The organism is Nonomuraea sp. NPDC050556 (assembly GCF_044457355.1).
Taxonomy (GTDB): domain Bacteria; phylum Actinomycetota; class Actinomycetes; order Streptosporangiales; family Streptosporangiaceae; genus Nonomuraea.
The window spans coordinates 1,024,043-1,043,325 of the sequence record NZ_JBITGU010000004.1; the positions used below are offsets into that span (position 1 = coordinate 1,024,043).

At 68.9% G+C, this 19,283-nt stretch carries 19 protein-coding genes; 3 read left to right on the forward strand and 16 right to left on the reverse strand.

What is annotated here, in order from left to right; genetic code table 11:
* Window positions 1–61 precede the first annotated feature (61 nt).
* The 7 genes from ACIBG8_RS41765 to ACIBG8_RS41795 all read right to left on the reverse strand — a co-directional run bounded on the left by ACIBG8_RS41765 (window position 62) and on the right by ACIBG8_RS41795 (window position 7,825).
* Entirely contained in the window at window positions 62–1,129 is a 1,068-nt protein-coding gene (locus ACIBG8_RS41765; RefSeq protein WP_397348764.1) for a sugar phosphate isomerase/epimerase family protein, read from the reverse strand.
* Window positions 1,126–2,223: a Gfo/Idh/MocA family protein gene (locus ACIBG8_RS41770; protein WP_397348765.1), complete on the reverse strand. Its 1,098-nt coding sequence runs from the start codon at window positions 2,221–2,223 to the stop codon at window positions 1,126–1,128. Before ACIBG8_RS41770 ends, ACIBG8_RS41765 begins: the two co-directional genes overlap by 4 nt.
* Before the next feature lie 25 nt (window positions 2,224–2,248).
* Complete coding sequence (locus ACIBG8_RS41775) at window positions 2,249–3,445, reverse strand: ABC transporter substrate-binding protein (RefSeq protein ID WP_397348766.1); 1,197 nt, start codon at window positions 3,443–3,445, stop codon at window positions 2,249–2,251.
* A 10-nt stretch (window positions 3,446–3,455) separates the two neighbouring features.
* Complete coding sequence (locus ACIBG8_RS41780; protein ID WP_397348767.1) at window positions 3,456–4,385, reverse strand: ABC transporter permease; 930 nt, start codon at window positions 4,383–4,385, stop codon at window positions 3,456–3,458.
* Entirely contained in the window at window positions 4,382–5,317 is a 936-nt protein-coding gene (locus ACIBG8_RS41785; RefSeq protein WP_397348768.1) for an ABC transporter permease, read from the reverse strand. Before ACIBG8_RS41785 ends, ACIBG8_RS41780 begins: the two co-directional genes overlap by 4 nt.
* Window positions 5,314–6,789, reverse strand: coding sequence for a sugar ABC transporter ATP-binding protein (locus tag ACIBG8_RS41790; protein ID WP_397348769.1), 1,476 nt, complete (start codon window positions 6,787–6,789; stop codon window positions 5,314–5,316). Before ACIBG8_RS41790 ends, ACIBG8_RS41785 begins: the two co-directional genes overlap by 4 nt.
* 163 nt (window positions 6,790–6,952) lie before the next feature.
* Window positions 6,953–7,825, reverse strand: a complete 873-nt coding sequence (locus ACIBG8_RS41795) for an SDR family oxidoreductase (RefSeq protein WP_397348770.1) — start codon at window positions 7,823–7,825, stop codon at window positions 6,953–6,955.
* Window positions 7,826–8,020: 195 nt separating this feature from the next.
* Here ACIBG8_RS41795 and ACIBG8_RS41800 point away from each other — a divergent pair, with 195 nt between their 5' ends.
* Window positions 8,021–9,079, forward strand: coding sequence for a dihydrodipicolinate reductase (locus tag ACIBG8_RS41800; RefSeq protein WP_397348771.1), 1,059 nt, complete (start codon window positions 8,021–8,023; stop codon window positions 9,077–9,079).
* Window positions 9,080–9,568: 489 nt separating this feature from the next.
* Here ACIBG8_RS41800 and ACIBG8_RS41805 read toward each other — a convergent pair whose 3' ends face one another.
* The gene (locus tag ACIBG8_RS41805; RefSeq protein WP_397348772.1) at window positions 9,569–10,168 is read right to left on the reverse strand and encodes a TetR/AcrR family transcriptional regulator; all 600 of its coding nucleotides are present in this window, start codon (window positions 10,166–10,168) and stop codon (window positions 9,569–9,571) included.
* A 97-nt stretch (window positions 10,169–10,265) separates the two neighbouring features.
* Here ACIBG8_RS41805 and ACIBG8_RS41810 point away from each other — a divergent pair, with 97 nt between their 5' ends.
* Window positions 10,266–10,631: a DoxX family protein gene (locus ACIBG8_RS41810; RefSeq protein ID WP_397348773.1), complete on the forward strand. Its 366-nt coding sequence runs from the start codon at window positions 10,266–10,268 to the stop codon at window positions 10,629–10,631.
* Window positions 10,632–11,201: 570 nt separating this feature from the next.
* On the opposite strand, the gene ACIBG8_RS41815 is transcribed toward ACIBG8_RS41810, so the two are convergent.
* The 7 genes from ACIBG8_RS41815 to ACIBG8_RS41845 form a co-directional block, all read right to left on the reverse strand.
* Window positions 11,202–11,690 (reverse strand): flavin reductase family protein, encoded by a 489-nt coding sequence (locus ACIBG8_RS41815; protein WP_397348774.1) that lies wholly within the window; start codon window positions 11,688–11,690, stop codon window positions 11,202–11,204.
* Window positions 11,687–12,187, reverse strand: coding sequence for an NADPH-dependent FMN reductase (locus ACIBG8_RS41820; RefSeq protein ID WP_397348775.1), 501 nt, complete (start codon window positions 12,185–12,187; stop codon window positions 11,687–11,689). Before ACIBG8_RS41820 ends, ACIBG8_RS41815 begins: the two co-directional genes overlap by 4 nt.
* Window positions 12,184–13,488, reverse strand: coding sequence for an LLM class flavin-dependent oxidoreductase (locus ACIBG8_RS41825; protein WP_397348776.1), 1,305 nt, complete (start codon window positions 13,486–13,488; stop codon window positions 12,184–12,186). Before ACIBG8_RS41825 ends, ACIBG8_RS41820 begins: the two co-directional genes overlap by 4 nt.
* The gene (locus ACIBG8_RS41830; RefSeq protein WP_397348777.1) at window positions 13,485–14,219 is read right to left on the reverse strand and encodes an ABC transporter permease; all 735 of its coding nucleotides are present in this window, start codon (window positions 14,217–14,219) and stop codon (window positions 13,485–13,487) included. The genes ACIBG8_RS41825 and ACIBG8_RS41830 overlap by 4 nt, the downstream gene beginning before the upstream one ends.
* A gap of 334 nt (window positions 14,220–14,553) precedes the next feature.
* Window positions 14,554–15,324 carry an ABC transporter ATP-binding protein gene (locus tag ACIBG8_RS41835; RefSeq protein WP_397348778.1) on the reverse strand — a complete coding sequence of 257 codons (771 nt, stop codon included), beginning with the start codon at window positions 15,322–15,324 and terminating at the stop codon, window positions 14,554–14,556.
* Window positions 15,321–16,304, reverse strand: coding sequence for an ABC transporter substrate-binding protein (locus tag ACIBG8_RS41840; RefSeq protein ID WP_397348779.1), 984 nt, complete (start codon window positions 16,302–16,304; stop codon window positions 15,321–15,323). Before ACIBG8_RS41840 ends, ACIBG8_RS41835 begins: the two co-directional genes overlap by 4 nt.
* Before the next feature lie 170 nt (window positions 16,305–16,474).
* Window positions 16,475–17,032, reverse strand: a complete 558-nt coding sequence (locus ACIBG8_RS41845; RefSeq protein WP_397348780.1) for a TetR/AcrR family transcriptional regulator — start codon at window positions 17,030–17,032, stop codon at window positions 16,475–16,477.
* Between the two features lie 61 nt (window positions 17,033–17,093).
* On the opposite strand from ACIBG8_RS41845, the gene ACIBG8_RS41850 reads away from it, so the two are divergent.
* Window positions 17,094–18,236: an FAD-dependent monooxygenase gene (locus tag ACIBG8_RS41850; RefSeq protein WP_397348781.1), complete on the forward strand. Its 1,143-nt coding sequence runs from the start codon at window positions 17,094–17,096 to the stop codon at window positions 18,234–18,236.
* Here the strand turns inward: ACIBG8_RS41850 and ACIBG8_RS41855 are convergent.
* The gene (locus tag ACIBG8_RS41855; RefSeq protein WP_397348782.1) at window positions 18,223–19,281 is read right to left on the reverse strand and encodes an MBL fold metallo-hydrolase; all 1,059 of its coding nucleotides are present in this window, start codon (window positions 19,279–19,281) and stop codon (window positions 18,223–18,225) included. The genes ACIBG8_RS41850 and ACIBG8_RS41855 overlap by 14 nt on opposite strands.
* Between the last annotated feature and the right edge of the window lie 2 nt (window positions 19,282–19,283).

Here is a 19,283-nt window from a genome sequence, read left to right on the forward strand (position 1 = left end):
CGCCGACCATCACATCGCGCCGGACGGCCACGCCGACAGGACCACTCCCCCGCGAAAACCGCTACTCAGTGGAGAACGCCGCGTCGAAGGCGGCCGTCGGCGGGGTGATCGCGTTGAGCTTCCTGATGTACGCCAGGGCCTCGGGAGCGCCGTCGAGCCGGTCCATCCCGGCGTCCTCCCACTCGATCGAGATCGGCCCGGCGTAGCCGATGGAGTTGAGCGCGCGGAAGCAGTCCTCCCACGGCACGTCGCCGCGCCCGGTCGACACGAAGTCCCACCCCCTGCGCAGGTCCGCCCAGGGCAGGTGCGACGACAGCCGGCCGCGCCGCCCGTCGCCGACCCTGACCCTGGTGTCCTTGCAGTCCACGTGGTAGATCCGGTCGGCGAAGTCGAGGATGAACCCGACCGGGTCGAGGTCCTGCCACACCATGTGCGAGGGATCCCAGTTCAGCCCGAAGGCGGTACGGTGCCCGATCGCCTCCAGCGTCCTCTGCGTGGTGACGTAGTCGTAGGCGATCTCCGACGGGTGCACCTCGTGCGCGAACCGCACCCCCGCCTCGTCGAACACGTCGAGGATCGGGTTCCAGCGGTCGGCGAAGTCCCGGTATCCCGCCTCGACCATGGAGGCGGGCACCGGCGGGAACATCGCCACCGTGTGCCAGATCGACGACCCGGTGAACCCGACCACGGTGTCCACGCCGAGGGCCGCCGCCGCGCGCGCTGTGGTCTTCATCTCCTCGGCCGCCGCCTGCCGTACCTGCTCTGGGTCGCCGTTCCCCCAGATGCGGGCGGGCAGGATCGCCTGGTGCCTGGCGTCGATGGGGTGGTCGCACACCGCCTGCCCGAGCAGGTGGTTGGAGATCGCCCAGACCTTGAGCCCGTATTTATCCAGCACCTCACGCTTCCGGCGGATATATCCGTCGTCGGAGGCCTGGGTGACGTCGAAGTGGTCGCCCCAGCAGGCGATCTCCAGCCCGTCGTAACCCCACTCGCCCGCCAGCCTGCACACCTCCTCGAACGGCAGGTCAGCCCACTGGCCGGTAAACAGCGTCACTGGTCTTGAGCCCTCCTTCGTCGGGCTCAAGACCAGGTCGCTGTTCCTATTGATGCCTTCGCTTCGCTCAGTCATGGGATCTCCTTGTAACAGCCGTCGGCCGCCGACGCCTCGACCGCCTCCAGCACCCGCTGTACCCGCAGCCCGTCGGCGAACGACGGCGACGGCTCGGCGCCGGTCCCGATCGCCTCCAGGAAGTCCCTGATCTCGTGGGTGAAGGTGTGCTCGTAGCCCAGCCCGTGCCCCGGCGGCCACCAGGCGCCGACGTACGGATGCTCGGGCTCGGTCACCAGGATCCTGGTGAAACCGGCGTCGCCCTCGGAGACCCACAGCTCGTTCATCGCCTCGAAGTCGAAGGACAACGATCCGTCCGAGCCGTTCAGCTCGATGCGCAGCGAGTTCTTGCGCCCGGTGGCGAACCTGGTGGCCTCGAAGGAGGCGACGGCGCCGCCGTCCATCCTGCCGAAGAACAGGGCGGCGTCGTCGACGGTGACCTCGCCGCCCGGCCTGTCCTTGATGAACGTCTCGGTGAGCCCGGAGACGCCGGTCAGCAGCTGTCCGCTGATGAACTGGGCGGTGTCGATGATGTGCGCGCCGATGTCGCCCAGCGCCCCCGACCCGGCCAGCTCCTTGCGCAACCGCCACACCAGCGGGAACTCCGGGTCGACGATCCAGTCCTGCAGATACTGCGCCCGCACGTGCCTGATCGTGCCCAGCCTGCCCTCGGCGACCAGCTTCCTGGCCAGGGCCACGGCGGGCACCCGGCGGTAGTTGAAGGCCACCATGCTCTTCGCCGTCGAGGCGGCGGCGGCCGACGCCATCGCCGACGCCTCCGCCACCGTGTTCGCCAGCGGCTTCTCGCACAACACGTGCTTGCCCGCTTCGAGCGCGGCGATCGCGATCTCGGCGTGCGAGTCGCCCGGCGTGCAGATGTCGATGATCTGCACGTCGTCCCGCTCGATCAGCCTGCGCCAGTCGGTCTCCACCGACGCCCAGCCGAACCTGTCCGCCGCCAGCTTCACGTCGGCGGCCGACCTGCCGCAGACAGCCGTCATCGACGGCTTCACCGGCAGGTCGAAGAAGGCGGCGACGCTCCGCCAGGCCTGCGAGTGGACACGGCCCATGAAGGCGTAGCCGACCATGCCCACACCCAGTCGTTCCTCGGTCATTCCGCTCCCCGATCGCGTGATGTCACTACTTCTTACCGCCCCAGTACTCGGGGAACCCGGGCATGCTCTCGCAACCACACAGCGCGTAGTGCAGCGGAGGCATGTTGGGCTGCAGGTACTTGTCCAGGTTCTCGGCGGTGATCTTGGGCTGCGGGAGGTTCCAGACCTTCGGCACCTCCTCCCCCTTGAGGATCTTCAGCGCCGCGATGATCGGGGTGCGCCACTGGTAGGTGGGGTAGGTCGGCGCCATCGCGGTGAGGTTGCCGTCCTTCCACTTCTTCAGGAAGTCCTGCTGGTCCTCGCCGTTGATCGGCGGCACCGGCTGGCCCGCGTCCTCGAACGCCTCGATCGCCGCGACGGCCGTGGCCCCGGCGTCCATCCAGATACCGTCGATCTTGCCGTGGCGGGCGATGTAGTCACTCACGATCGACTTGGTCTTGGCCGCGTCGCCGTCGGTGAACTCCACCCCGACGACCTTGAGCTGCGACTTGTCGAACGCGACCTTGGCCGCCGACCAGCGGGTCTCCAGCACGTCAACGCCGGGCAGGATGCGCAGCGCGAGGATCTTCCCGCCCGCCGGCACCTTCTCGATGAGGAACTCCGCCGCGTCCGCGCCGAAGGCATAGCCGCCGATGGGCTTGATGAACGTCACCGGGCAGTCGGTCTCGACCCCGCGGTCGAACACGATCACCGGGACCTTCGGGCACGCGCCACTGACCGCGGGCGTCAGCGTGGCCGTGGTGTTCGGCGAGATGATCAGCGCGTCGCACCCCTTGGCCTGCAGCTCGGCGATGTCGGAAATCTGCTTGTCGTCCTTGCCCTCGGCGTCCAGCGCGGTCAGCTTGGTGATCTCCTTGTGCAGCGCCACCTCGGCCTGCATGGTCTTCCAGCCGACCTGACGCCACGGGTTGTTGACCGCCGCGTTGGAGAAGCAGAGGTTGTACGGCCCGGCCTTCTTGTATTTGGCGGTATCCGCCATCTGCGGATTTATCGCCTGTTCCCAGGGTTTGTCCGCTGGGCCGGTGGGCTGCTGCGACCGCATGGCGAGCTGGGCGTCGTAGTCCGCCTGGACGAAGAACTTGGACTGGTCGCCCGTGCCCGCCGCCGTCTCCTGGGGAGCGGCTGACGCCGGTTTGGTGGTCGTCGCTGTGGGCTTGTCCGTGGTGCAGGCGGTGGCGGCTAACGCCACCACCACGGCGGTGAGGGCCAGTTGACGTCGCATGACATCCCTCCTAGTCGGTTCGTGCTGCTTTCGTCGTCAGCAGGCGCGGCAGCCGTACGGCTCCCGCCGCCACGGCGGCGATGATGATCACGCCCTGCACGGTGAACTCCAGCGCCCCGGAGATTCCGTACAGGTTGAGCAGGGTGAACAGCGCCTCAAGGGTGAACGCGCCGGCCATGGCGGCCACGACCGAGCCGCGCCCGCCGCCCAGCGCCACTCCGCCGAGGACGACCGCGGTGATGGCCGAGAACTCCAGCCCCTGGCCGACCTGCGCCGACACCCCGGCGAACCCGCCGAGCAGGATCCCGGCGACCGCCGCTGCCAGCCCCGACAGGACGAAGGCGATGATCCGTACCCGATCCGTCCTGACCCCGGACAGCGCCGAGGCCCGCTCGTTGTCGCCGGTCGCGATGAGCGTCTTGCCGAAGTCGGCGCGCATCAGCAGGATCGCCGCGACGCCCACGGCCGCCACGACGAGGACGGCCCACAACGTGTCGCGGCCGAAGACGCGGAACGCCTGCGACAGCGCGCCGCGCGGCGCCCCGCCCGTCCACAGGAAGACCGCGCCGGACAGCACGAGCATCATGCCGAGCGTCGTGATGAACGACGGCACCTTCAGCTTCGTGGTGATCACCCCGTTGACCAGCCCGACGGCCAGCCCCAGCACGATCAGGAGCGCGAGCACCGGCCAGGTCGCGGCCTCGTCGCCGTCGATCAGCCGCGCCGCGACCACCACCTCGACGGTCACCAGCGACCCGACCGACAGGTCGAACTCGCCGGACACGATCACGAAATACTGCCCGGCGGCCAGGATCACCAGCGGCGCGGCCCGCTTGACGAAGGCCAGGAACCCGGCCGGTTGCAGGAAGTAGGGGTTGGCCAGCGCGATCAGCACCAGCAGTACGGCCAGCACGGCCAGGATGGGGATCGCACGCTTCATACCCGGCTCCGTTTCGCCGCGCGGCGGGCGTAGACGGCCACGGCCGCGACGATCACCACGCCTCTGACGACGTCCTTGAAGAAGGAGTTGACCTCGAGCTGGTTGAAGACGCTGTCGAGTACGGCCAGCAGCAGCACGCCGCCCACCGTGCCCGAGATGCCGCCCCTGCCGCCCGCCAGCGCCGTCCCGCCGAGCACGACGGCGGCGATGGACTCCAGGTCGTAGCCGCCGTCCGTGCCCACGGTCGGCGCGCCGGCGCCCAGCCTGCTCGCCAGCAGCAGCCCGGCGATGCCCGCGCACACCGAGCACAGGATGTGGGTGACGATCACCACCCGGTCGGTCCTGACGCCGGACAGCCTGGCCACCTCGACGTCGCCGCCCACCGCGTAGGTGCGGTAGCCGTACCTGGTCCGCTTGAGCAGGAACCAGGCAGCGGCGGCCACGGCCGCCCAGAGCAGCGCCGACACCGGGATGGGGCCGAGCCTGTCGTATCCGAGATGCTGGAACGACTCGGGCACCTTGCCCGCCGGGCCGTCGTAGAGGTGGTCGAGGACGCCCTTGATGATCAGCGCGACGCCCAGGGTGGCGATGAAGGCGTGCACCTTGAGCTTGGTGATCACCACGCCGTTGACCAGGCCGACGAGCGCGCTGACGCCCAGGACTGCCGCGATCGCGGGGAGGACGGCGCCGGTCTCCATGATCTCGGCGGCGACCAGGGAGGCGAGGCTGATCAGGTAGGCGACGGAGAGGTCGAGCGAACCGGCGAGGATCGCGAGCGTCTGACCGACGGCGACGATCCCCAGGGCGGCTGACCGCTGCTGGACGCCGACGATCGTCTCCAGGGTGAGCAGGTTGCCCCCGTCGATCGCCACCAGGATGGCGCCGACGACCGTGACGAGGATGAGCGCCAGGAACACCACCCGGGCGTTCACGTCGCCACCTCGCTCGCCGCCAGGTGGATGACCGCTTCCTCGGACGGCCCCGCGGGCAGCTCGCCCGCGATCCGCCCGTCACGCAGGACCACGATGCGGTCGCTCATCCCGATCAGCTCAGGTAGCTCTGACGAGATCATCATGATCGCCATCCCGCCGTTCGCCAGCTCGCGCATCAGGTCGTGGATGGCCGCCTTCGCCCCCACGTCCACGCCGCGCGTCGGCTCGTCGAACAGCAGCACCCTCGGCGCCACCGACATCCACTTGGCCAGGACGACCTTCTGCTGGTTGCCGCCCGACAGGAAGCGCACCTCCTGCTCCTGGCGGGGCGGCGACAGCCGTACCCGCTGGAGCAGTTCCAGCACTTTGGGACGTTTCTTCTGCGTCCTGGCCACCAGCAGGGCGTTGTCGCGCACCGACTGCCGGAGCGCCAGGCCTTCCTCCTTGCGGTCCTCGGTCACCAGCCCGATGCCCGCCGCGACCCCCTCACGCACGGACCTGGGCATCGCGGGCGTCATGCTCCCCTGGGTGAACGGCTCCGCCCCGAACAGCGCCTTGGCCAGCTCCGTCCGCCCCGAGCCCTGGAGCCCGGCGATCCCCACGATCTCGCCGGCGTACAGCTCCAGGTCGATGTCGTGGAGCCGGTCATTGCCCCCTTTGGCGACGCTCAGCCGTACCTCGCCCCTCTGGGTGGACCGAGGCGGGTAGTAGGTCCCGAGCTCCCTGCCGACCATGAGCCTGACCAGCTCGTCCCGGGTGACGTCCGCGGTGGGCCGGGTGGCGACCAGGGCTCCGTCCTTGAGTACGGTCACCGTCGAGGCGAGATCGAAGACCTCCTTGAGGCGGTGGGAGATGTAGAGCACCGCGATCCCCCGCTCCTGCAGCCGTCTGACCAGCCGATAGAGCAGCTCCACCTCATGCTCCGCGAGCGCTGCGGTCGGCTCGTCCATCACCACGATGCGAGCGTCGACGGACAGCGCCTTGACGATCTCAACGACCTGCTGCTGGGCGACCGATAACCGTTTCACCAGGTCATCAGGGCTGAACGACTCCTCACCCAGCTCGTGGAGCAGCGTTCGGGTGGCTCTGGACATCGCCGCCCTGTCCACCAGGCCCCGCCGTACGGGCTCGCGCCCCAGGAAGACGTTCTCCGCGACACTGCGCTCGGGGAGGAGGTTGAACTCCTGGTAGATGATCGCCACACCGGCGCGCTGGGCCTGGCTGGGATGACTGAAGCCGACCGCCCGCCCATCGATCTCAATCGAACCTTCGTCCGGCGTGTACACCCCGGCGAGGACCTTCATCAGGGTCGACTTCCCGGCCCCGTTCTCCCCGACGATCGCATGCACGTGCCCTGAGTCGGCCGTGAGATCGACCCCAGTAAGAACCCGCACCCCCAGAAAGGACTTGCCGATGCCCTTCATCACCAGGGCAGGAGGTTTTTCGAGGACTGTCCGGCCTATGTCCGCCACATTTCAGGATCGTAAAGACCACTTATGCCGACGGTCAAGCAAAAGTCCAATCCACATCCCCAAAACCCGCCCGGCTCTGATGTGAAGGCGATCTCCCATGCATTGGGCACAGCGGAGCAAGAGCAGGGGCCTGGCGCGGTGAGGCGGCAGGCCCCCGCAGGCGTCAGAGCATCTGCTTCATCGAGTCCTGAGCCGTCAGGACATACGGCTGCTCCGTCATGATGGCCTCCCAGTGCTCCGAGATCGCCTCCGGCGTGAGGTCGTCGGTCTTCCACCCCGGCCCCTCCGCCACGAACACCCGCGCCACCCGCCCCCCGCCCACGCTGAAGACCTCGCCCGTCACCTCGCACGACTCGTGCACCAGATAAGCCACCAGCGCACTGACCCGCTCCGGCGTGAACTTGGCCTCGAACTCCGCCGGCAGCAGCATCTCCGTCATCCGCGTCCACGCGATAGGCGCGATCGCGTTCGCCTTGATCCCGCTACGAGCCCCTTCGATGCCGAGCGTCTTGGTGAGCCCGACGAGTCCCATCTTGGCCGTCGAGTAGTTGGCCTGCCCGAAGTTGCCGAACAGCCCGGCCGGCGAGGAGGTGTTGACGATCCGGCCGTAGCCGTTCTCCTTCATGTACGGATAAGCCGCCTGACTCACCAGATAAGACCCACGCACGTGTACGGCGAGCACCCCGTCGAACTCCTCGACGGTCATCTTGCCGAGCGACTTGTCGCGCAGGATCCCGGCGTTGTTGACGACGATGTCGATCTTGCCGAACGCGTCGACGGCCGCCTGGACGATCGCGCGCGCCCCTTCAGGAGTGGCGACGTTGTCGGTGTTGGCGACGGCCTCGCCGCCGTTCTTCCTGATCAGCTCGACCACGTCGGCCGCCGGACCGGTTGAGGCGCCGGTGCCGTCGAGCGCGCCGCCCAGGTCGTTGACCACGACCTTCGCCCCGCGCTCCGCCAGCAGGAGCGCGTGCGACCTGCCGAGACCGTGACCGGCCCCCGTGATGATCGCGACCCTGTCATCGAACCGAAGCATCGAACCTCCACCCAGAGGAGAATAACATTCTAGTAAGTGCACAATAACCCGCCCCACGCGAGACAGACCATCGTTGCGGATAGTGATCGTGCGGATCTTTTTCTGCTAGAGTTCTGGACCCCCGCACGGGCGCTGGTCACTGCGACTCGTCCCCCTTGAACGGCCACCGCCCTCCCTCGGGGCTGGAGGCCTCGCATGCGCACAAAGCCGCCCATCCGCGTGGTCCAGTGGGCCACCGGCGCCGTCGGCCGATATTCGTTGCGCGCTGTGCTGAGCCGACCATCGCTGGAACTCGCCGGGGTCCTCGTCTACGACCCCGACAAGATCGGCAAGGACGCCGGTGAGGTCGTCGGCCTCCCCCCGGCCGACGTGATCTGCACCGACGACGTCGAACGCATCCTGGCGCTGGACGCCGACTGCGTCCTGCACATGCCGCTGCCCGCCGCCTACTTCGGCGGCGACCACACCACGGATGTCGAGACCATCTGCGCGCTGCTCGCCTCGGGCAAGAACGTCATCACCACGACCGGGTTCGTCTATCCGAAGTCGTATGGTCCGGGAATCGTGGAGCGCCTCGAGGCCGCCTGCGAGCAGGGCGGGACGACGCTGCACGGCACGGGCATCAACCCGGGGTTCATGAGCGACTTCCTGCCGCTGGCGCTGACCGGGCTGTCGACCCGCCTCGACCACCTGTACGTGCGGGAGTCCTCCGACTTCCGCGGGCACCCTTCGCGGCAGATCGTGGTGGATCTGGTGGGATTCACCCGCTCGGCCAAGGACTACATCGCAGCGGTCCGGCCGTACAGGACCTTCCAGCGGGCGTTGTTCGCAGAGAGCGTCCAGCTGGTGGCGGACGCGCTGGACGTCCGGCTCGACGAGGTGGAGGAGAGCGACGAGTTCGAGCTGGCGACGGAGGAGTTCGAGATCGCGGCCGGGCTGGTGCGGGCAGGGACGGTGTGCGCATCACGATGGGTCTTCTGCGGGCTGGTGCGCGGGCGCCCGTTCATGACGATCGAGTGCGTGTACAAGGCGGACGCCACCAAGGTGCGCCGCTGGCCGGACCCGGGGTTCACGATCCACATCGAGGGCGTGCCGCAGATGACGGTGACGGTCGACGAGGTCTCCCACGGTCTGGCCGCGGCGGCGGCGCACGCGGTCAACTCGATCCCCGCGGTGGTCGCGGCCGCGCCCGGCATCCACACCCTCCTCGACCTCCCCCTCCCCACCGGCCGCGGAACCGTCCGCCTGGCCTGACAACCTTTTGGAGGTACGGCGAAGCCAGGAGACACCCAACCGCCGTAGGTGGCTGGCCTCCTTCCAGGGACACAGCCGACGAGCGCACCCCCGACCCACCGCAACGCCCGCCCGCTCCACCCCTTGCACGGACCAAACCCCGATCCACTACACGTCCGCGTGACCCACCCCCGCCCTCACACGGCCCCGCCACCATGCGGACCCCAGCCACACCCCACAAAGCGCGTGCCGCCCTCCGGTGCGGACCAAGCGCCCATTCGCCCCTGCCCGCCACTCGCCACCCCCACGCGATCCCAGGCCGCACCCCACGCGGCGCTGCCCCTACCCACCTCGCCCCCACGACCCCGCCCATCGCTCGCCACCCCCGTGCGGCTCCCGCCCCTTACTCGCCACACCCCATGCGGCCCCGCCCCTCACTCACCGCGCCTCCATGCAGGCCCCGCCGCACCTCACAGAACGCCCAGCACCACAAACGCCCATGCGGTTGTCTCAGGTCGCGTCAGGGGCCAGGAGGGCGTGGAGCCCGGAGCGGATGGTTCGTGCGTCGATGTCGCCCAGCAGCAAGTACTGGATGACGAACCCCGGCAGAAAGCACAGCAGCGTGGCCCCCACCGCGTGCGGATCCGCGTCCGCCGCCAGCAGCCCCTCCACCTGCATGCGCTCGGCCAGCCGTACCAGGTGGGCACGCAGCCCGGCCATGGGTTGCCTGGCACCGTCGAGCAACTCGGGGGACGCCAGCGCCGCCGACCACGCGTGCGGGGCCAGCCGGATCGCCCCGTCCGGCCCGGCGTTGTCCACGACCGCTGCTGCGTACTGCCCCAGGATCTCCTCCAGCGGCGGCATCGGCTCCTGCGCGGTGATCTCCTCCAGGAGCCGGTCCAGCGAGCCCGCGGTACGGGCGGCGAGGGCGGCGATGATGTCGTCCTTGCTCTTGAAATACCGGTAGATCGCCCCAGCCGACAGACCGGACTCCTTGATCACATCCTGCATGGACGACTGGTGGAAGCCCTTGCGCGCGAAGCAGGCGCGGGCCGACTCGAGGATCTGGTCCCGGCGCATCTCAAGGTGTTCATCGCTGACCTTCGGCATGCGCCCAAAATAAAACGAACATTCATTCTTGACAAACCCGCCACACCGGCAGACTCTCAAAAGAGAACGAACGTCCGCTTTTTATAGGAGCAACGACATGAACACCCTCCACGTCGTCGTGACCAGCGTCGCCATCGCCGCCACCGGGTTCTCGGGCGTCGCCGCGCTGGCCAGGTTCAAGCCGATCCTTCCCGGAATGGCCAGGGCGGGCGTGCCCGCGTCGTGGCTGGTCTTCCCGATCGGCACGCTCAAGACGGCGGGTGCGCTGGGACTGCTGGCGGGGTTACTCGGCCTCGCCCCGATCGGGACTGCGGCCGCGGCCGGCCTGGTCCTGTTCTTCGTATGCGCGGTCCACACCCACCTGCTGGCCCGCGACTACTCAGCCCAGTTCGCCCTGGCCATCGGCTTCCTGGCCCTGACCAGCACCACCCTCACCCTGAACCTGACGACCACAACCGCCTAACCCCCCCACCTGGATCTGACGACCACACAGACCCTCGCCGTAGACCCGACAACCCGCACAGGCCCCTCGCCGTAGACGCAGCGGGCCGCGGACGCGAAGCCCTGACGACCCGCACGCCCCTCGCCGGAGACGCAGCGGGCCCCGCACGCGGAGCCGCGCACGGCCCCGCCCCGCACGCGAGGGCCGCACGTGTATGACGCGCACCCCGGACCCTTGCGGCCCACGCATGGCCGCCCACGGCCCGCGCCTCGCGCGAAGGACGCACGCCCTTGGCGCCGGCCCAGCGGCCCCACGCGGCCATGTGCGACCCCCGCCTTGGCACTGACGGTCTCCACACATGGGCGCTCATGTCGGAGTGTCGGCCCGCCCTCGGCGCACACGCGCACGGACGAAAGGTCGTGCACGTGTGGCTGTGCAGGGTGATCGGCCCGCGCTAGCGGTCGCGCCGGGGGGAGGTGCGCGACCGCTCGCGGGGCCAGGGCGGGAGGGCATCGCGAGGCTTGTGCGGGAAGGGCTCGCGAGGCTAATGCCGGAGAGACTCGTGGGGTTAGTGCCGGAGAACTCGCGGGGCTAGTGCGGGAGGAAGCGGCCGTAGCGCCCCTGGTGGTACAGCAAGGGTCGGGCGCCGAAGACCTCCGCCTGTGCCACCTGTCCCACCACCAGGATGTGGTCGCCGATGTCCACCGTGGTGTGCGGCAGGCAGATGAGATGCGCCGACACGTCCTCCAGCAACGGTGCCCCATACGGCCCAGGTCGCCACCGGGTCGGTTCGCCGAAACGGTCTATGCCCTTGCGGGCGAACCGGGTGGCGATCCCCGACTGCTCCCCCGCCAGCACGTTCACCGCGAAATGGTCGGCCAGCCGCAACCAGGGCCACGTGGTCGAGGACCGGTCGACGTAGAAGGACACCAGCGGCGGCGCCAAGCTCACCGACGAGAACGAAGTGGCGGTCAACCCCACAGGCACCCCCTCCGACAGCGCCGTCACCACGACGACGCCCGCCGCGTGCTGCGCCAGTGCTCTGCGGAACCGGTCGGTGTCGATGGTCGTCACGGTCATCTGAGCGCTCCTTCTCTCAGCGTGATCTGCGGTGAGACGAGTTCGGCCCAGGCGGCGAGCACCTCGTCCCCGGGAAGGTCGGACTCCAGCAGCGCCAGCCCCGGGGTGGGGACGAACGCCCCCAACTCCACCAGCAGCGGGCGGAAGTGCACCTCGACCGCCAAGGCGTGCCGCGGATGACCCATCACGAGGATCGGCAGCGCCGTCTTGCCGGCCAGCGCCCCCGATGGCAGCCGGTCGAGGAACGCCTTGAGCAGCCCCGTGTAGGTCGCCTTGTAGGTGGGACTCGCCAGGACGACCACGGAGGCGGAGGTCACCAGCTCGATCGCGACCTCCAGCCCGGGATGGGCACCCGGGTCGAGCAGTACGGGCGCCAGCGCCGACAGGTCGATGAGGTCCTTCTGCCCGGGAAGGCCGAGCGCCTCGGTCGCCGCCACGGCGGCCGCGAGCGTCCTGGACCCGGCGCGCGGGTTGCCCACCACCGTCACGACGCTCATCGCGCCACCAGCTCACGGGTGGCGGGCCTGGCCAGGCCGTACCGGTCGCGCAGGGTCGTCCCCGAGTACTCCGTCCTGAACAACCCCCTGATCTGCAGCTCAGGCACCACGTGGTCGACGAAGTCGGCCAGCCCGCTCGGCAGCACCGGCGGCATGATGTTGAACCCGTCCGCGGCGCCGTTCTCGTACCACTCCTGCAACTGGTCGGCGATCTGCTCCGGCGTCCCGGCCACGACGCGGTGCCCGCGCCCGCCGGCCAGCCTGGCGATGAGCTCGCGGATCGTCAGCCGCTCCCGCGCGGCCAGCGAGGTGACCAGCTCGAACCTGCTCTGCTGGCCGTCCGGGTTGGGCGCCACGTCGGGCAGCGGCCCGTCGAGCTGGTCCTCGCTGAGCTCGACGCCGAGGATGTTGGACAGCTGGGCCAGGCCGTACGCGGGAATGATCAGTTCTTCCAGCTCGCGCTCCAGCAGGAGCGCCTCACGCTCGGTCGAGCCGATGATCGGCGAGATCCCGGGCAGGATCTTGACCTGGTACGGCTCGCGCCCGTAGGCGGGCAGCCTGCGCTTGAGGTCGGCGTAGAACTCCTGCGCGTCCTCCAGCGTCTGCTGGGCGGTGAAGACGGCCTCGGCGAAGCGGGCGGCGAACTCCTTGCCGTCCTCCGACGAACCCGCCTGGACCAGCAGCGGATGCCCCTGCGGCGGCCGCTGCACGTTGAGCGGCCCCTTGACCTTGAAATGCGTCCCCACGTGGTCGAGCGGTGTGATGCGCGAGGTGTCGGCATAAACGCCGGTCGTACGGTCACCGACGACGGCGTCGTCCTGCCAGCTGTCCCACAGCGCGGTCGCCACCTCCAGGAACTCCTCGGCCCGGTGGTAACGCTCGCTGTGCGAGGGCCGCTGGATGCCGAAGTTCAGCGCCTCGGCCTCGGTGGCCGAGGTGACGATGTTCCACCCGGCGCGCCCGCCGCTGAGGTGGTCGAGCGAGGCGAACTTGCGCGCCACGTGGAACGGCTCGTTGTACGTCGTGGACACGGTGGCGATCAGCCCGATGTGCTCGGTCACCGCCGCGAGAGCGGACAGCAGCGTGAGCGGTTCGAACCCGCCCAGCGCGTTGTGCCGGACATTTCCCCACAGCGCCAGGCCGTCGGCGAGGAAGAGCGAGTCGAGCTTGCCGCGCTCCGCCGTCTTCGCCAGGTTCTGGAAGTGCCGCAGATCGGTGATACCCGACGGTTCCGTACGCGGGTGGCGCCAGGCGGCCTCGTGGTGGCCGACGCCCATGAGGAAGGCGTTGAGGTGCATCATGTGGTCCTCCACGTCGAGAATCGGCGCTCAAAGCGCACGAGCGCGGCGTTGAACAGCAGGCCGAGGACGGAGATCGTGATGATCCCCGCGTACATGTCGGGGACTTCGAAGTTGAACTGCGCGTAGTTGATGAGGTAGCCGAGCCCGGCCTTGGCGCCGACCATCTCGGCGGCGACCAGGACGAGGATGGAGTACGCACCAGCCAGCCGTACGCCGGTGAAGACGGTCGGGACGGCGGCGGGCAGGATCACCTTCTGGAACAGGCGGGCCGCGCCGAGCCCCATGCTTCTGGCCGACTTGATCAGCAGCGGGTCGACGCCTTTGACGCCCGCGATGGTGTTGAGCAGGATCGGCCAGAAGCAGGCGTAGAGGATGATCGAGATCTTCGAGGTCTCGCCGAGGCCCAGGACGAGGACGAACACCGGGAGCAGCGCTAGGGCGGCGGTGTTGCGGAAGAGCTCGAGCACCGGGTTGAGGAACTCCGCCAGCGGGCGGTACCACCCGATGGCGAGCCCGAGGGGGATGGCGACGAGGATCGCGAGGCCGAAGCCGGAGAACGACCTGACGAGGCTGGCTTGCGCGTGCTCGAACAGCTCGCCGGTGCGGAGGAGGTCGTACCAGGCGACGAGCACGTCGCTGAGTGGGGGGAGGAAGGTGGAGTTCACGGCGCCGGTGCGCGGGAGGACCTCCCAGATGAGCGCCAGCACCGCGATCGCCAGCGAAGCCCGCACCCCCCGCCGCACCCCAATCCCCCAGGCCCTCCCCCGCTTCGCAGGAAGGCTTCCAAGCGTCGGGTCGGCGGAGGTGACGAGTGCTGGGCGAGACCCCAGGGGCTTCTCCAGCGCCGGGTCGGCGAGAAGGTGGTCGGCGGAACTCGGCGCAACGGGTACGGCGACCGACGCGGGGGCGACGGCGGTGGCGGTGGCTACGGACGTGGTGGAGGTTGTGGAGACGCGCGTGGGCGACGTAGTGGTGGGCCGAGGTGCCGCGGGATCCAGCACCAAATCGTGGGGAGCGGCGCCGTCCAGAGCGGAAGACGACAGGCTCGCCGTACCAGACGAAGGCCTAGCCAACGGGAACCGCCTCCTCCCGCAACAGCGACCAGATCTCGTGCCGATACTCCCCGAACAGCGGCTGAGCCCGCAGATCCCCTTCGCGAGACGTGAACGACACGTCGAAGACCGTCCGGATCCGCCCAGGCGACGCCGACATCACCGCCACCCGCTGCCCCAGGTAGACCGCCTCGTCGATCCCATGCGTGATGAACACGATCGTCTTCCCGGTCTTCTCCCAGATCCGCAGCAGCTCCTCCTGCAGCGACTCCCGGGTCTGCGCGTCCAGCGCGGCGAACGGCTCGTCCATCAGCAGCACGTCAGGATCGAACGCCAGCGACCGAGCGATCGCCACCCGCTGCCGCATCCCCCCGGACAGCTCGTGCGGATAGCGGTCGGCGAACCCGTGCAACCCGACGAGCTCCAGGTAGGAGAGCGCCAGAGCCCGCCGCTCCCGCCGCGGCACCCCCTTCGCCTCCAGCCCGAACTCGACGTTGGCGACAGCCGTACGCCAGGGAAAGAGCGCGTACTGCTGGAACACGATCCCCCGGTCGAGACCGGGCCCCGACACCGGCACCCCGTCGATGAGGATCTCCCCCGACGTCGGTTTGACCAGCCCGGTGAGCAGGTCGAGCAGCGTCGACTTGCCGCACCCCGACGGCCCGACGAGCGTCAGGAACTCCCCTTCACGCACCTCCAGCGAGATGTCGGAAAGCGCGGTGAACGGTACGGAGGAGTCCCGGACGGGAAAGGACTTGGTCACGTCAACGAACTGGATCTTCATCGGTTCGCTCCGAACGGGTTGTAGGCGTTCGTGTAGGCGTCAGCGGCCTTGACCTGGCCATGCGTGAGCGAGCCCTCCCGCTCCAGCCAGTCGATCCACCGCTGGAACTCCAGCGGCGCGATCACCCCGCCGGGTGTGGCGACGCCGCTGCTCTTCCAGAAACCGACCGCCGTGGCGTCCTCGCTCCTGTGCCGCTTGGCGATGATCTCCTTGAACTTCGCGACCACCTCGTCGCGGCTGTGCGTCTGCGTCCACTGGATCGCCTTGGCCGTGGCCTCGACGAACTTGCGTGTCGTGCCGGGGTTCCGCTCGATGAACTGCTTGGTGAGCACGTAGGACCCGGCGGAGAACTCGCCGAACAGGTCCACGTCGGTGAACAGCGGCCGGATGCCGCCGCGCTCCAGCGCCTTGTCGCGCAGGATGCCGCCGAGCACGGCGACCTCGATCTGCCCCTGGCGCAGGCTCTGCTCGGTGTTGACAGGCGGCACGACGACGGGCTCGACCTGCTTGACCTCGGCGGGCGTGAGGCCGCCGCGCTTCAGATACTCCTTGAGTACGGCTTCCGCGTGCGCGCCCAGCGTGTTCATCCCGATCTTCTTGCCGATGAGGTCGCGCGCGCTCTTGATGGGGCTGTCCGCGAGGACGAAGTAGCCCTGGTAGGAGTTCTTGTCCGAGCCGTAGTAGCTGATGACCGCCTTGATCGGCGCCTTTGCCGCGATCAGCTTGACGATGGCGCCGTTGAACGCGCCGCCGAAGTCGGTCTGGCCGGTGGCCGCGGCCTGGATGTCCTGGGGACCACTGATCGTGTTACCGATCCACTTGAGCTTGAGAGGGGCGAGGTAGCCGAGGTCCTCGGCCAGCTCGGGGAAGGTGACGGCGCCGACGCTGCCCTGGTAGCGAAGCTCCTGCGCTTCGCTGGCCTGGGCGGTTCCGCACGACGCGGTGAGAAGAACGAGGAGAGGAAGGAGACGTTTGATCACGAGATGTCCTCAGAAAAGGGGGGACAGAGAACGAAAAATCGTGATCAGTAACACTGGGCGCTGACGACGCGGCAGAAGTCGACATGCGCGCGCCGGATCAGGAACAGGACCGGGCTCATGCGAAAGACGCTACGCACGCCCGGCCACTAAGTCAACATTTCCTACTTGATTTACATGGAATCTACGATCACTCGTAGCGCACGGGCCAGATCCGCGGCCGACGGCGCCCGTGACGGGTCGACCACCCACTGCATCATCACGCCGCTGAACAGCGCCTGGTAGAACGACCCGACCGCCTGCGCGTCCTCCTCGCTCGCCCCCGCCAGCAGGTGCGCCAGGCCCATCCGCCCGTCCTGCAGCCCGTCCGCGATCTCCTTGCGTAGCTCGGGCACGTGCTCGGCCTGGACGGCCGCGTCCATGGTCGCCGCCCACACCACGCGCTGCTCCCGGAACGACTCGATGACCGTGGTCCAGTAGTGCTCGAAGCGTCCATAGGGATCGGACGGCCCGGGATCGGCGGCCAGCCTGCGACCGAAGCCGTCACCCCACTCGTCCATGAGCTCCACGACCGCCTTGGTCAGCAGAGCCTCGCGCGAGCCGTAGTGATATCCGATCGCCGCCATGCTCACGCCCGCCTCCGTCGCGATGTCGCGCACCGACGTGCGCGCGTATCCCCGCGTCAGGAGGCAGCGCTTCGCACCGGCCAGAAGGTCCTCTCGATTTCCCATGCACAACAGTCTAGCGCGAACGCCTTGCGCGATCGCCTAAGACGAGCGTACAGTCTCAATCATGAAGAACATCCTGATCTCCGGCGCCAGCATCGCCGGCCCCGCACTCGCCTACTGGCTAACCCACCATGGTTTTTCTGTGACCGTCGTGGAGCGCGCCCCCACCGTCCGCGACGGCGGCCAGGCGCTCGACTTCCGCGGCCCGGCCCACCTGGGCGTGCTGGAGAAGATGGGCATCCTCGACGAGATCCGCGCCCACCAGACGGGCGGCGGCCGGGTGAGCATCGTCGACGCGGACGGCAGGCAGATCTCGAGCCTGCCCTCCGAGATCATGAGCGGCGACGTCGAGATCCACCGCGGCGACCTGGCCAAGCTCATGTACGAGGCGACCAAGGACAGCACCGAGTACCTGTTCAACGACTCGATCAGCACGCTGGAGGAGACCGCCACTGGCGTCGAGGTCACCCTCGAGAACGGCGGAGCCCGCACGTTCGACCTGGTCATCGGCGCCGACGGGCTGCACTCCAACGTGCGGAAGCTGACCTTCGGCGACGAGAAGCAGTTCCGCCACGACCTCGGCTTCTACGTGGCGATCTACAGCCTGGCGAGCCCGGTGCCGAACGCGATGTACAGCGTGCCGGGCCGTACGGCCAGCGTCTTCGGCAACAAGGGCGTCTTCTACTTCGCCTCAGACCCCATCGACTACGACTACCGCGACGTCGAGCAGCAGCGGGAGATCCTCGCCGAGGTCTTCGAGGGCGTGGACGGCTGGCAGGTGCCCGAGCTGATGCGGCAGATGTGGCTGGCGCCCGACTTCTACTTCGACTCGGTCAGCCAGATCCGCATGGACACCTTCCACAAGGGCCGCGTCGCGCTGATCGGCGACGCTGGCTACGGCGCCTCGCTCGGCGGCATGGGCACCGGCCTGTCCGTGGTGGGCGCGTACGTGCTCGCCGGCGAGCTGGCCAGGGCGGACGGCGACCACGAGACGGCCTTCGCCAGGCACGACGAGATCATGAAGCCCTACGTGCGCGCCTGCCAGAAGATGGGCGAGGGCGGCGTCGACTTCCTCGCTCCGGCGACCAAGGGCAAGCTGCGCATGCGCAACCTCATGTGGAAGAGCCTGCCGTACCTGCCCTGGAAGGGGATGTTCAGCAAGATGGGCCTCAAGGCGGCGACCGCCGTCGAGCTCAGTGACTACTGAACCAGAGGTCGGGCTCGCCCGGGACGCTGCGCGCGCGTCCCTTGGCCTCCAGCCAGACCAGGTGCGCGAGCGTCTCGTTGTTGGCCGCGCGGCGCATGAACGGCGGGATCGTCTCCCACGGCCGCGACCAGGTCAGCCGGGTGGCGACGTCCCAGCAGGTGATCCCGTCGGAGGACAGGAGTGCCTCGATCTCGGCCAGCCGCTCGTCGTGGTGGGCCATCACGTAGTCGACGCGCTCGGCCAGCTCCAGGAACCGGTACTCGTGGGCCGGCAGCACCTCGTCCACGTCCAGCTTCCGTACGGTGGCCAGCGAGTCGAGGTAGTCGGCCAGCGGATTCGGCCCCGACTGCGGATGCACGGCCACGATCGGAGTGATCTTCGCGAGCACGTGGTCGCCGGAGAAGAGCACCCGCCGGTCGGGCGCCACGAAGCACAGGTGGCCGGGCGAGTGCCCGGGGGTCCAGACGGCACGCAGGTCCCAGCCGCCCAGCTCCAGCAGGTCACCGTCCTCGACCAGGCGGTCCGGCTTGGCCATCGCCACCATGTGCCTGATCATCATCGACGCCCCGGCCAGCTCGTCCAGGGTGAGCTGCGGCACCCCCGACCTGACCAGCACCTCCCGCTCCTGCGCCACCAGCGACTCGATCGCGGCGTCGTCGTAGCGGCCGTGGATGAGGTCGGCGTCGGCCGGGTGCAGGGCGATCCAGGCGCCCGACATCTCGCGGACGCGCCCGGCCAGCCCGTAGTGGTCGGGGTGGATGTGGGTGACCAGCACCCCCTGGACGTCGGTGATCGCGTAACCGGCCACGGCGAGGCCGTCGACGAGCGCCTGGTAGGCCTCGTCGGTGTTCCAGCCCGCGTCGATGATCACGACGCCCTTGGCGACCTCCAGGGCGTAGACCAGCACGTAGCGAAGGGGGTTGATCGGAATGGGCACCGGGATCGACCAGAGCCCCGGGCGCACGCGCTCGACGTCCGGAATCGTCCCGCCGAGCCACGCAGCCCGCTGCGTCTCGTTCGCCGCCGTCACCACAAACTTCGCCATGC